Annotated in this window: 12 protein-coding genes; all 12 read left to right on the top strand. The window is 33.1% G+C overall.

Annotation, left to right across the window (positions count from 1 at the left end; translation table 11 throughout):
* The first annotated feature begins 20 nt into the window (after positions 1-20).
* On the top strand, positions 21-647 hold the full coding sequence (locus CLMAG_RS25080; RefSeq protein WP_066629193.1) for a cobalamin B12-binding domain-containing protein: 627 nt from the start codon (positions 21-23) through the stop codon (positions 645-647).
* A gap of 1 nt (position 648) precedes the next feature.
* On the top strand, positions 649-1,755 hold the full coding sequence (locus tag CLMAG_RS25075; RefSeq protein ID WP_066629191.1) for a uroporphyrinogen decarboxylase family protein: 1,107 nt from the start codon (positions 649-651) through the stop codon (positions 1,753-1,755).
* Positions 1,756-2,123: 368 nt separating this feature from the next.
* Positions 2,124-3,248, top strand: a complete 1,125-nt coding sequence (locus CLMAG_RS25070) for a tyrosine-type recombinase/integrase (protein WP_066622934.1) — start codon at positions 2,124-2,126, stop codon at positions 3,246-3,248.
* 1 nt (position 3,249) lies between these two features.
* Positions 3,250-5,199 carry a tyrosine-type recombinase/integrase gene (locus tag CLMAG_RS25065; RefSeq protein ID WP_066622931.1) on the top strand — a complete coding sequence of 650 codons (1,950 nt, stop codon included), beginning with the start codon at positions 3,250-3,252 and terminating at the stop codon, positions 5,197-5,199.
* Complete coding sequence (locus tag CLMAG_RS25060) at positions 5,199-5,573, top strand: DUF6262 family protein (RefSeq protein ID WP_066622928.1); 375 nt, start codon at positions 5,199-5,201, stop codon at positions 5,571-5,573. Before CLMAG_RS25065 ends, CLMAG_RS25060 begins: the two co-directional genes overlap by 1 nt.
* 192 nt (positions 5,574-5,765) lie before the next feature.
* Entirely contained in the window at positions 5,766-6,773 is a 1,008-nt protein-coding gene (locus CLMAG_RS25055; protein ID WP_242873135.1) for a zinc-dependent alcohol dehydrogenase, read from the top strand.
* Between the two features lie 169 nt (positions 6,774-6,942).
* Positions 6,943-8,322, top strand: a complete 1,380-nt coding sequence (locus CLMAG_RS25050) for an MFS transporter (RefSeq protein ID WP_066629186.1) — start codon at positions 6,943-6,945, stop codon at positions 8,320-8,322.
* A 43-nt stretch (positions 8,323-8,365) separates the two neighbouring features.
* Positions 8,366-8,533: a hypothetical protein gene (locus tag CLMAG_RS32015; RefSeq protein ID WP_207647059.1), complete on the top strand. Its 168-nt coding sequence runs from the start codon at positions 8,366-8,368 to the stop codon at positions 8,531-8,533.
* Positions 8,534-8,562: 29 nt separating this feature from the next.
* Positions 8,563-10,527 carry an oxidoreductase gene (locus CLMAG_RS25045; RefSeq protein ID WP_066629184.1) on the top strand — a complete coding sequence of 655 codons (1,965 nt, stop codon included), beginning with the start codon at positions 8,563-8,565 and terminating at the stop codon, positions 10,525-10,527.
* A gap of 147 nt (positions 10,528-10,674) precedes the next feature.
* Positions 10,675-11,769: an NAD(P)-dependent alcohol dehydrogenase gene (locus CLMAG_RS25040; protein WP_066629180.1), complete on the top strand. Its 1,095-nt coding sequence runs from the start codon at positions 10,675-10,677 to the stop codon at positions 11,767-11,769.
* Between the two features lie 39 nt (positions 11,770-11,808).
* Positions 11,809-12,051, top strand: a complete 243-nt coding sequence (locus CLMAG_RS25035; RefSeq protein ID WP_066629177.1) for a hypothetical protein — start codon at positions 11,809-11,811, stop codon at positions 12,049-12,051.
* Between the two features lie 597 nt (positions 12,052-12,648).
* Positions 12,649-13,773, top strand: a complete 1,125-nt coding sequence (locus tag CLMAG_RS25030) for an NAD(P)-dependent alcohol dehydrogenase (protein WP_066629176.1) — start codon at positions 12,649-12,651, stop codon at positions 13,771-13,773.
* Positions 13,774-13,780: the final 7 nt, after the last annotated feature.

Below are 13,780 nucleotides of genomic sequence, written 5' to 3'. Positions count from 1 at the left end.
ATTATTTAGGGGGATATATTATGAGTAAAAAATTAATAGAAGCAATGGCAGATCTTGATGAGGACATAGTAATTTCAGAGGTAAAAGCATTAAAGGAGCAAGGGGTATCATCACTAGACGTTATAGAAAGCTTACAGGAAGGTATGGGGATTGTAGGAAAGAGATTTGAAGAGAAGGAATATTTTCTATCAGAACTTATTATGTCTGCAGAAGTATTTAATGAGGCATCCCAGTTGCTTGGAGGTATGGAGAAATCAGGATCATCTAAGTATGGAGTTTTTGTTTTAGGAACAATATATGACGATATCCATGATATCGGAAAAAATATTGTAACTACAGTAATGAGAAGTAATGGTTTTGAAGTAATCGACTTAGGAGTCGATGTACCTACAGCCAAATTTATTGGAGCTATTAAACAGTACAAGCCTAAAGTAGTTGGTATATCCTGTCTTCTTACTACATGTTTTGATAATGTTAAGGAATGTATACAGGCTATAGAAGATGCAGGACTTAGAAACGATACAAAGGTTCTAATCGGAGGAGGCCCAGTTGATGAGGCTACAGGCAAATATGTAAAGGCAGATATTGTAGCTAAGAATGCACAAAGTACTGTAGACTACTGTAAGAAATTTGTGGAGGTGCAATAATATGAAAACAACACAAGAATTATATAATGAACGTTTAAATAGACTTAGAAAAGCATTAGCATTGGAAAAAGTAGATAGAACTCCTGTTCTTATGGCTGGGGACGCTTTCTGTGCCATACAACAAGGTATAAAGTTATCAGATTTTTGCAAAAGTATAGAAAGTTCAAATAAAGTCATTGTAGATTCCCTTAAGGCATTTGAGGATTTTGATGGAGCAACTACTACTTTTGCTGCTGCTAGAACATTTCCATTGATATTTATGTCAAAAATTAAGCTTCCTGGACGTGAGCTACCTGATAACATGCTCTGGCAGTTGGATGAAAGAGAAACGATGACAGTAGAAGATTATGATCAAATTATTAATAAGGGCTGGAATGATTTTATGCCTAGTTTTGTAGAAAATAAATTAAATATTGATTTAGCTGCACTCACGGAAGAGATGGCATATATTCCTCAAGCGAAGAAGAATGTTGAAGATGCAGGGTTTGTAGTATATAGTCCTGTTGTAACTACAACCGTTAATGAATATTTAGGTGGCGGACGTTCAATGGCAAAATTCATGAGAGATTTATATAGAATGCCAGATAAAGTTGAGGCAGTATTGGATGTTATTCAAAAGGATACTATTGAAAGCTTAAGACAACAAATTAGACAAATGAAACCTGATGTTGTATTTGTTTCGCCAGCACGTGGAGCTAGTGAATTTTATTCTCCTAAACTATGGGAGCGTTTTGTATGGAAATATATAAAGGAAACAGCAGATGCAGTTATAGAAGAAGGTGCTATATGCGATATCCACTGTGATTCAAGTTGGGAACGTGATCTTGATTATTTTAAAGCTTTCCCTAAAGGAAAATGTGTATTTGAAACTGATGGAACAACAGATATTTATAAGATAAAAGAAAAGCTTGGAGATCGCATGTGTATTAAAGGAGATGTACCATCACAGAAGCTTGTTCTTGGTAACCCAGATGAAATCTATGATTATTGTACAAGGATTATCAAGGATGTTGGTCCAGGACTTATTCTTTCTAGTGGATGCACAATACCTCCAAATGCAAAACTTGAAAATATAAAAGCAATGCTTGCTGCTGCTACTGGTAAGTAAAAAAACAATATATTTTACTGATAAACTAAATAAGTTTAAGAAAAAGGCAATAGGGGGTTGTTCTTCTGCAGAGGACAACTGAAAGTAACATTATACCTTAGAGTAAAGATCCTAATAAATAATGAATAAAATTAAAATGATTAATATAAACGTTTTAATAAGTGGAAAAGATTCTAAGAAATAACTAGCCAAATTTAAAGTAATATAGTGTAGTTAATAATATGGTATTTATAGTAGCTTAACTTATATTCCTGTATATAAAAATAACTATAAGTAACAAATATATAGTTTGAATAATTATAGTACTTATAGCAAACCCTATATTAGAAATAATAATTATAAGAGAGAAATATAGGGGTGTAAATTGAATGGAAGTTGTAAAGGTTAAAACAGAAGAAAAAGAGAGATATTATGTAGCAGATAATGATGGATTACCAATAGAACCTATATTGAAGTTTATTAGGTTTAAGGATAATACCAATTATGCAAGAAATACACTTAGAATGTATTGTCAGCACTTAAAGTTGTACTTTGAGTATTTAGAGCAAAGAGGATTAGATTTTCAAAAGGTAACTATTGATGACTTATCATTGTTTGTGAATTGGTTACAGAATCCATATAAGAGTTTAAAAGTAATACCTGCAACACCTGTAGATACTGCAAGAAGTCCAAGAACAGTAAACATTATAGTTGATACTGTATTGCTGTTCTATGACTACATTTTAAGACATGAAGAATACAGCAATGATGTTTCAGAAAGACTTAAAAAATTTGTTACAAGTTCAAGCAGAAACTTTAAAGGATTTTTGTATGAGATAGCTTATGATAAGAAAAAAGTAACAAGTAATATCCTTAAATTAAAAGTGCCTAAGAGCAAGCCAAAAACTCTTTCTAAAGATGAAATAGAAATGCTCGTTAGAGCTTGTAGCAATCTAAGAGATAAGTTTTTGTTATCGTTGCTTTATGAAACTGGAATGAGAATAGGCGAAACCTTGTCATTGTGGATCGAAGATATTGATATAAGCGATATGGTTATTGATTTAAAAGACAGAGGACAACTTGAAAATAATGCTGAGATTAAAACGGTATCAAGTCCTAGAAGAATAGATATATCACAAAATTTGGCTGACATGTTTATGGAATATATAGCTGAATACCATAATGAAGAAGTTGAAACTAATCATATTTTCATAAAGATAAGTGGTAATAACAAAAACAAAGCTATGCACTATGTTGATGTAGATAATTTATTTAGAAGTCTTAAAAAGAAAACAGGAATATATGTTACACCACATATGTTCAGACATAGCTCATTAACAGTACTTAGAATGGCAGGATGGCAACCAGAACTTCTTAGAGTGAGAGCAGGTCATAAAAATATTTATACCACTATGAACACTTATATTCACCCCTCAGATGAAGATATAACAAGGGAGTTTGAGAAAACTCAACCTAATTTGGACTTGGATATTTATAACGAGGGGGAAGAATAAAGTGGATAATTTACAACTGATAAAAAGTAATCAACAAAGCAAGTATGAAGAAATAATTGAGTATCTTAGTCAGGATAATGGATATTGGTTAGAGAATGATATATGGGATGCTATAGAAACATTCTTTATAGGAGAAAAAATATCTAATATGCGATATATAGATTTTTCAAATATTAAAAATGATAATTTAAAAAATGAAATTAAATATTTTTTTCTTTACAAACATAAAGAAAAATTACTGACTAACAAAGGTATTCTTAGATTAAATGTGTCGCTAAAACATTTCTCTGAATTTTATACTGGAAAGTCTTTATTAGAATTAGATAGAGAAAAGACATTTATAAAATGGAAAATATTTTTAATAGATAGAGGTATTAAATTTGATATAAATGAAAAAAGTTATTTTTGGTTTTCAAATTACTTGTTAGATTTTATTAAAGATTTATATGATGATAGAGAAGAAACTGAAAAAGATATATGGTATTCAAAGAATATTAAAGGTGCTAAAAAGAGTGCTACATCAGATAGATTAGCTACATCTATAAATTTTTCAGATATCCCTATTTATTATAAAGATATGGTTAAAAGATATTTTAAAACTATTATAACTAAAAAAAGTTGGGGGCATTGTTTTAATATACTAAAACATTTAAAAGTGTTTTTTAACTATTTTTATAATAACGGATATAAAGACGGTTTTATTGAAAATTTAAACAGAGAAGATATTGAAAATTATTTGTTTTTTATAGGTAATGAAAGAAAAGATAAAAACCTTACAGAAACAAGTAAATATATATCTTATGTAAGAACATTCTTAGAGTATATTCAAATAGCTCAATATGATAAAGCTCCTAAAAAGGAAGTGTCATTTTTAATTTTCCAAGATGATATTCCGAGAAGAGAATTTGTGCAAGACGAAATGAGAAGGGTTAAATTTGTTCCAGAGCCTATATTGAAACAATTAGATAACAATATTATGGATTTAGATAGACCACAGTATATACCTATCTATATTCTCCTAAGAGAAACAGGATGGCGTGGTACTGATATATTAAATCTTAGATATGATAATTGCCTAGATCAGATATGGAATAGTAAAGAGGAAAGATATAATTATTACCTTTGTGGTGAAATAACTAAGACTGGCATTGCAGAACTTAAAATCCCGATTAGGGATAAGGCTGCTGAAATGGTTCAGAAAGCTATTGATAAAGCTAAAGAGTTAAGTACAGAGGAAAACAACCCTAAAAAGTATTTATTTAATACTTATGAAGGTAAATTAAAAGGAAGACCATTGAATAAAGCATCTTTATTATATACAATTCAAAGACTTATTGAACAAAAAGATATTAGAGATGTTAATAGTGAGTTATATCATTTTAGGCTTCATTCACTAAGGCATACAAGAGCTAAAGAATATGTAGAACAAGGTATGGGTATTAGCATTATACAACAGATATTAGGTCATCAGAGCCTTCAAATGACAGTCCATTATGCAACAGTAACAGAAAACACTCTCTACGAGAAATGGAAGAATACTGAGGATTTAGACTTATTTAGAGTTAATACTGAAACCAATAAACTTGAACAAATAGATCTAAATTCTGATGATGGTGAAAATCTTATACGATACGAATATGTTAAAAAGAATTTAGATGCTGTAAGAGTACCTTTCGGTGTATGTTTTAAACCTTCAAAACTACCATGTAAGCAACAAATGAACCATTGTTTAACTTGTGCAAGTTTCTGTACTACAGTTGAAAATATTCCTGAATATGAAGATGAAATTGAACATACTAAAAAACAAATTGATATTGCTGAAAGATGTGGAAGAGAATTGTGGGCAGAGAAGAATAAAACATACTTAAAATTGCTGGAAGATACGCTCGAAAGAGTTAGGGAACAAAAGATACTACATAAAAATGGAGCTTCAAGGGAGGATATTCAATAATGGCTGGAAGTACAAAGGGATTAAAGAAATATGCAGAGGAAAAAACAAAGATTACTTTAGAAAAGGTTGATAAAGCTATTAGAGAACTTTCTCTTAGTGAAGAAAAGATTAATTTCAATAGCGTGGCGATAGCCAGTGGAGTATCTAAAACTTTTCTTTATAATAATGAAGAAGTTAAAAATAGAATTGAAGAATTAAGACAGCAACAAGTAAGTATGGAAATGAATCAAAGAGCCAAATATGATAAGACAGCTAAATCTAAAGATATTATCATAATGGCTAAAGATAAAAAGATTAAAGAATTAGAAGAAGAAAATAAGAAACTAAAAGAGCAATTAGAAATTTTAAGGGGTAAATTATATGAGAAATTATAATTAATTTATCCACAATGATAACAAATCATAGACTACATTAATTATATGTAGTCTATGTGTAAAGTGAGTAAAATTAATCAGTGTATAGAGATATACACTAGATATTGAAAGGATTTGTATAAATGGAAAAATAAACAAAACAAGTTTTTAAAAGTCTAATGTTAACAGAAGGGGTGAAGAAAATTGGAAAAAATGAAGCAGGTATGGTTTGCAGATGAAAATGAGGTAGAAGTCCGTAATGTGGAAATCCCAAAAGTAGCTGAGAATCAGGTAAAGGTCAAAATTGCATATGCTGCTCTTTGTGCAACAGATGTGCATATGGTAACCATGGGAGTATTAGGAGCAAAGCCACCAATGCGTCTTGGTCATGAAGCATCTGGTACCATTGAAGAGTTAGGCGAGGGAGCAGACAAGTTTGGATTTAAAATTGGTGATAAGGTTTCTCTTTTTCCGGTAACAAGTTGTGGAAATTGTCCAGCCTGTAAAAAGGGACAGCCACAATACTGTCATAATTCTCAAGACACAGGTGCTTTTGCAGAATATGTGGTGACTGATGTCAGTGCTGTTTTCAAGATTCCAGATGATGCTGATTTACAATGGTATAGTTTAGTAGAACCGGCAAATTGTACTGTCCGTGCTATGGATTTAGCGCAAATAAAGCATGGTGATACGGTCGCAATCTCAGGCGTAGGTGGTATTGGTTCTATTCTTTTAAATATGATTTTACTTGCAGGCGGTGTAAAGGTAACTGCTATTGATCCTGTAGAATCCAAACGTCAAATGGCACTTGATATGGGAGCGCAGTATGTGATCGACCCATTTAATGAAGATATAGAAAAGCGTGCAATGGAAATTACAGATGGTAATGGTTTTGATTATGTATTTGAGGCATCTGGTTCTCCTAAAGCATCAGAACCAGCACTGAAAATTATGGGCAAATGTGGTACAGTAGTTTACTTTGCAGTATTTCCGCCTAAATATGAAATGCCACTGAATCTGTATCAACTATATATGAAGGAAGGTAGAATTCAAACAGTATTTACTACAACTTCAATTATGCCTCGTACCATCAATCTTATTCCAAGATTACAGCTTGATAAGGTGATTGGCAAGGTAATGCCACTGAGTGATGCAGTGGAAGGGTTTGAACTGTTTAATAAATCAATTTATCCTAAGATATTGTTTGATTGCTCCAAATAATATAGAAATATGTGAAGAAAAGTATTTCAATAGAACAGGGGTATGCGCTTGCAGCTAGAATTGACAAAGACATACCCAATTATTTTGGAGCTCTGTCGGGAACTAAAATAAAAAGAGCGACAGTTATGATCAAGTCTAAAGATCCATAAGAAAAAGGGGGATTTTCAAAATGTCTGTTACTGGAACTGAAAAGATCAATTTAGAAAATACTAAACTTTCTAGGTTTCAAAAGATAGGTTATGCTTCAGGCGATTTTGCAAATAACTTTAGCTGGTCACTAGTTTCTGCCTATCTGATGTATTTCTGGACAGATGTTGCACTTATACCTGCTATACTTTGTGGTACTTTTATGCTGGTTTCTAAGCTATGTGATGCAGTGTTTGACCCTGTTCTAGGTGCAATAGCTGATAGAACTAAAACAAAATGGGGCCGATACAGACCATGGATTCTATTTGCATGTGTTCCTATGTTGTTGTTAAATATTATGTGCTTTACGGTATTACCCTCACAATCTGCAAATGCAAGAGCATTTTATTGTTTTGCGTGTTACTTACTGTTAGTACTTGTTTATTCATGTGTAAATATTCCTTATTCTGCAATGCCAGCAACCTTAACCCGAGATGGAGATACAAGATCTAGCCTTTCTAGTTATCGTATGACCGGTGCATTTATTGCAACATTGATTCTCTCACAACTTGTACTACGTGTGGTGCAGTGGGTTGGTGGAGGAAATGAAGGAAAAGGATTTTTCTGGGCAGCAATCATTTTCTCATGTGTAGCATTACCGTTGTATATCTTCTGTTTTAAAACAACTAAAGAGGTTGTAGAGGTGCCAATAGAAAAGGTAAATTACAAAGGCGTACTTAAGGTGTTAAAAGGCAATACCCCTGTAATGATTTTAGTGATTTCATTTATCTGTTGGGGTTTTTATGAGGCAGCAGGTGGAGCAGTAAGAATGTACTATTTTAAATATTATGTAGGCAATGATCAATTGTTTATCGTGAACTCTGGGCTAATGTTCTTGGGACGTGTTATAGGAACATTCTCACTATCATATCTAGTAACTAGAGTAACGAATAAGAGAACGCTTCCAATGATTAGCTTTATTATTTGCGGTATTCTCATGATTATTATGAATTATTTACCAATACACACTGCTATGGGACTTAATCTATATCATGGTTTTACCTTCCTAACAGGCATTGGGGGCGGCCTAGGGATTGCATCCCTATTTGGTATGGTGCCAGATACAACAGAATACACACAGTACAAGTATCATCAACATGCAGCTGGTTTCGTATCTGCATTTATCACCTTTGCATTTAAATTTGGCATGGCAATTTGTACAGCAATCATCGGTTGGGTGTTAGGATCTTTGGGATATATAGCGAATTATGGTCAGAACTTAAATGTTATGACTGCTATTAATGTTTGTATGAATTTAGTTTGCGGCATTGCGTTACTAGGATCAGGCGTTATATTGTATTTCTATACTATAGATAAGAAAACACATGTACACATGATTGAAGAAATAAATAAGATACAATAAAAAACTTCCTTTATTGCATATAATGATGTTCCTGTAAGGATTATTGGAGCAAACTCTGGTGTTACAGCAGGGGGGGACCTACTATAATGATATTGCAGACTTAGCTTCATACAGAGCTATTCCAAATCTTACAATCATTGTTCCTGCAGATGCAGGACAGTGTATAAAGGCTGTAAGAGCATCAATGACATATCTAAAAATACTTGTATAAAAATTAACAAATTGAAAGGAGATAGCAAAATGCCAAACTTTAACAAGTTTCCTCACATTTTTCAACCTTTAAAAGTAGGAAATATGACTATTAAAAATCGTATTGAATTTACTCCAATGGTTTCCTGCCATGCGAATTCTAGAACAGGAGAAGTAACACCTGAGCTAATTGAATTTTTGGGCGGACAGGCTAGAACTGGTGCAGCTATTGTAACAATTGGTGCAACAACAGTTGATGAAGAAACAGGTGCAGATTTCTACGGTGAGCTTTCTATTACAAGAGACAGTGATATCGCAGGCCTAAGCCTGTTAGCAGATGAGGTACATCGCTATGGAGCGAAAATATCTGTAGAAATACTCCATGCCGGAAGGGGCGTTGCTCCTTATTTACTAAAAGAAGGATGTAATGCAGTTGGTCCATCTTCTTTCCCAACACCTACTGGTGTACGTTATGTAGAAGAGTTAAAGCAGCCGCAAATAGATAAGATTATCTGGAGGTTTGCAGATTGTGCAGAACGTTTGATGAAATCTGGATTTGATATGGTTATGCTTCACGGAGCTCACGGAAACTTAATCGGCCAGTTCTTATCCCCACTTGTAAACAAAAGAACTGACTGGTATGGTGGAAGCTCAGAAAACAGAATGCGTTTTCCTTTGGAAATCATAAAAGCAATACGTGAAAGATGTGGTAGAAATATTAACATAGAATACCGTATCAGTGGTGATGAAATCATAGAGGGAGGTCAGCGTTTAGATGAGGTACTTGAATTCTTAAAAATAGCTCAAAAGGATATTGACCTTGCACATATTTCAGCAGGTCTAATAGTTGATACTAGATATCAACAATTTACGATTCCACCTTACTATATGCCACATTGCCATAATGTGCAATATGCAGAAGTAGCAAAAAAAGTTTTGGATATTCCTGTTACAACTGTTGGATCAATTACAACAATTGCTGAGGCTGAAGAGATTCTAGCAGCAGGAAAAGCAGATGTTGTTGGTATGGCACGCCCTTGCATGGCAGATAGTGATATTGTTACAAAAGCATATAGAGGTAAAGAAGATACTATTCGTCCATGCCTAAGATGTCTTGAAGGATGTGGTGAAATTTTCTTTGGAAGGCAGATTCGTTGTAGTGTAAATCCAGTAATTGGACGAGAGTCTCGCTACAAGAAAATACAGAAAGCAGATGTAAAGAAAAAAGTTATGGTAGTAGGCGGTGGTCCTGCAGGTATGATGGCAACTCAAACCCTAATCCAAAGAGGACATGATGTAGTATTATTCGAAAAGAGCGGACAACTTGGTGGACTTCTCCATGAAGCATCTGCCTTACCTTTTAAAGGCGATTTGAGAAGATATTTGGATTGGGATATTAGAACAACTATGAATTGTGGTGCAGACATCCGTTTGAATACAGAGGTTACACCTAAAGTTATAGAGGAAGTAAATCCAGATGCATTAGTAGTAGCTTTAGGTTCCAGTGTGTTAGTACCGAAGATTCCAGGAGTTGATGGAAGTAATGTTGTAACTGTTACAGATGTAGATACTAAGAAAGTGAAAACTGGTCAGAAGGTAGTTGTATGCGGTGGTGGACTTAGTGGTATGGAATGTGCATTAGGTCTTGCTATGGAAGGAAAAGATGTTACAGTTGTCGATATGGTATCAGAAGAAGAATTAGGTGGCAAAATGTTTTTTATCACAAAATCTCAATTAATGGATAAATGTAAAGAGAATAATGTTAAAACAGTTTGTAATGTAAAAGTAGAAAAAATTACAGAAAAGGGTGTGGAAGTAATCGACAGGCAGTGGAAACGTTTTGGGTTAGAATGCGATTCAGTTGTTATTGCTTTAGGTGTAAAACCTCATGTGGAAGAAGCACAGAAGTTAGTTTCTATGGTTCTAGAATCGTATTTGGCTGGTGATGTAAGTGGACATGGAATGACGATTCATACAGCAAATCATACAGCATTTGATATAGCTGTGGAGATCTAAACACACAAAAAATACTAATGATTCTACTTGGATTTGTAAAAGGGCTTATTTTTTATAAATTTAATAAGCTCTTTAAAAATATATAGATTCATTAATAAAAACACAAGTTGATTCTTCAGAAATTCATTTAGGGAAGGGAGTATCTTTATGAAAATAAAAGCGGCAGTAGTTCATGAAAAAGGACAAGATTTTAAAATTGAAGAGGTAGAATTAGCACCACCAAAGGCTGATGAAATACTTGTAAAAATAGTAGCAAGTGGTGTGTGTCATACTGATGAAGTCGCAAAAATGCAAGCAATTCCAGTACCGTTACCAGCAGTATTTGGACATGAAGGCTGCGGTATTGTAGAAGAGGTTGGTAGTGCTGTTACTGAGTTTAAGAAAGGTGATCCTGTTGGATTCTCATTTGGATATTGTGGACATTGTGAAAATTGTCTAAGCGCACACCAACATGGATGTGAAAATTTTAACGATATCAATTTTGGTGGTGTTATGAGTGATGGTACAAAACGTCTTTCTCAAAAAGGACAAGAAATATCTTCTTTCTTTGGTCAATCCTCATTTGCAACTTATGCGGTAGTAAATCAAAACAGTGCAGTAAAAGTTGAATATGATATAGAGCTTGCATTGGTAGGACCTTTAGGTTGTGGTATCCAAACAGGAGCTGGTGCTGTATTAAATAGATTAAGGCCAAGCTTTGGGTCCACTATTGCTGTATTTGGATGTGGAACTGTAGGAATGAGTGCTATTATGGCAGCTAAAATTGCGAGTTGTTCAAAAATTATTGCAGTAGGAGGAAATCCAACTAGCTTAGAACTTGCAAAGGAACTAGGAGCAACTCATACTATAAACAGAAAAGAAACTGACGATATAGTTGGTGAAATTAAAAAAATAACAAATGGTGGATGTCACTATGCAATTGACACTACTGGTGTTGGTGATTTTGTAAAGAAAGCCCTTGGTTGTGTTCGTTTTTTAGGTACTGTAGTAGTGTTAGGGGCAACTGGTGATATGACTATTAATGTACAAGAAGAACTAATGGGTGAAGCAAAATCCCTAATTGGTGTTGTAGAAGGGGATGCCGTTCCAAAGTTATTTATTCCTAAATTAATTCAGTATTATAAAGAAGGTAAATTCCCATTTGATAAATTAATTAAATTCTATGATTTTGAAGACATTAATAAAGCTTTTGAGGATTCTCACAATGGAAAGGTAATTAAAGCTGTACTAAAAATAAATTAAGATTTAAGAAATTACTTATCCAAAAGGATATAAAACAACTTGGCATACACACGATTGTTCTCATGTAATAGTTGGATAAATGGAAGTAAGTTAAGTTTTTGGAAAATATACCAAATTATCATAAGGGTTATATTTGTTATAGGATTGATGATAGATGCAGTAGGATATTTACCTTTAATCTATGGAAATAGTTTAATAATTTTTACTGTTGCATCAACTATTGTTGGAATAGGATTTGGATTTATAATGACAGCTATATTAGTTATGTATAAACTATGGTAAAAATTTAATCACCATGTAAACTGATTTGCTAAAGTATATATGATATTCTATTTTAAATAAAAATAGTTACTATTTTCTTGAATTATATTATATTAAAAAAATAAAGAAAACACTCCCACAGGATAGTAATAATATTAATTGTAGGAAGAGTAAATGTTAACACCCATCTCAATAAAGGATAAAATTATAGCCCTTGTGCAAATTTTATCCTTTTATATTATATAAAAAATTTAAAAGTAATGGTTGCTGCTGCTGGAGGATAGTAATAGGTGTAAATATATATGCAAAGAAAAGCGTATGATGTCTAAATTAATCTCCTGTGCTAGTTAATCATTAGTTTCCGCCTGTCAAACTCGAAGAGCACTTTTTAAAGTTATAGAGATTATTACAACAAACAATGATTGGGAATATAATTTCAATATCGTGCATCGTAATCATTCCTACAACCATAATAATAGATAAGTTTATGGAAAAAATTTAAAATAAAAATGTTGTTATGGCAGATATACAAAAGCCTAACATCTAAAACATTAGGAAAATCAGTACTTATAAAATTACGTAAGGGATTAAAAATAAAGTATTTTAGGAGGATAAAAAATGAAAATTGAAGCAGCAGTTGTTTTTGAAAAAGGACAACCATTTCAAATTAAAGAACTAGAATTAGATGCCCCAAAATTTAATGAAGTATTAGTTAAAGTAACAGCTTGCGGCGTTTGCCATACTGATGAAGTTGTACGTCAACAAATTATACCAGTACCTCTTCCAGCAGTATTTGGACATGAAGGTTGTGGCATTATTGAAGAAGTAGGTCCAGGCATTACTAATTTAAAAAAGGGAGATCCTGTTGGTTTTTCTTATGGATATTGTGGTACATGTGAAGCGTGTCGTTCTGGTCATCCTTATGGTTGCGAAGAAAATCGTAAATTAAATTTCTTTGGAACGCAATTTGATGGAACTAAACGTCTTCATTATAATGGTGAAAAAGTATCCTCATTCTTTGGACAAGGTGCATTTGCAACACATGCAGTTGTTCATAGTAATAACATAATTCCTGTACCAGATGGTGTGGATTTAGCTATGGTTGGTCCTATTGGATGTGGTATCCAAACTGGTGCAGGAGCGGTTTTAAATTATTTGAAACCAGATCCAGCAAGTTCTATTGTCGTTACAGGAATTGGTGCAGTAGGATTAAGTGCTATCATGGCAGCTAAAATTGCGGGATGTACAACTATTATTGCTGTGGGAGGCTCATCTAAAGCAAAATCATCTGATATTATCGATGCTAAATTAGAAATGGCTAAAGGGTTTGGTGCAACACATACAATCAATAGTAATAGAGTTGAAAGTGTAGTTGATGAAGTGAAAAAAATAACCCGTATTGGTGCAAATTATGCAATTGACTGTACAGGTAGTGGCGCATGTGTCCGACAATCCTTAAATTGTACCCGCTCTTTAGGTACATGTGTTGTACTAGGTGCGACACAAGGTCTTACAATTAATGTAGAAAATGAATTAATGGGAGCAGGAAAGAAATTGGTAGGAATTGTTGAAGGATGTTCTATTCCACAAATCTTTATTCCTGAATTATTAGAATACTATAAAAAAGGAATGTTCCCCTTTGATAAATTAATTACTTATTATAATTTCAAAGATATTAATCAAGCCTTTGAAGATGTGAATAAAGGTAAAGTTGTTAAAGCTATATTAAAAATGGAAAACTAGGAGGAGT

Origin of the sequence: Clostridium magnum DSM 2767 (assembly GCF_001623875.1) — a bacterium.
Classification (GTDB): Bacteria; Bacillota; Clostridia; order Clostridiales; family Clostridiaceae; genus Clostridium_AM; species Clostridium_AM magnum.
This window is presented reverse-complemented; position numbering and strand designations above follow the sequence as displayed.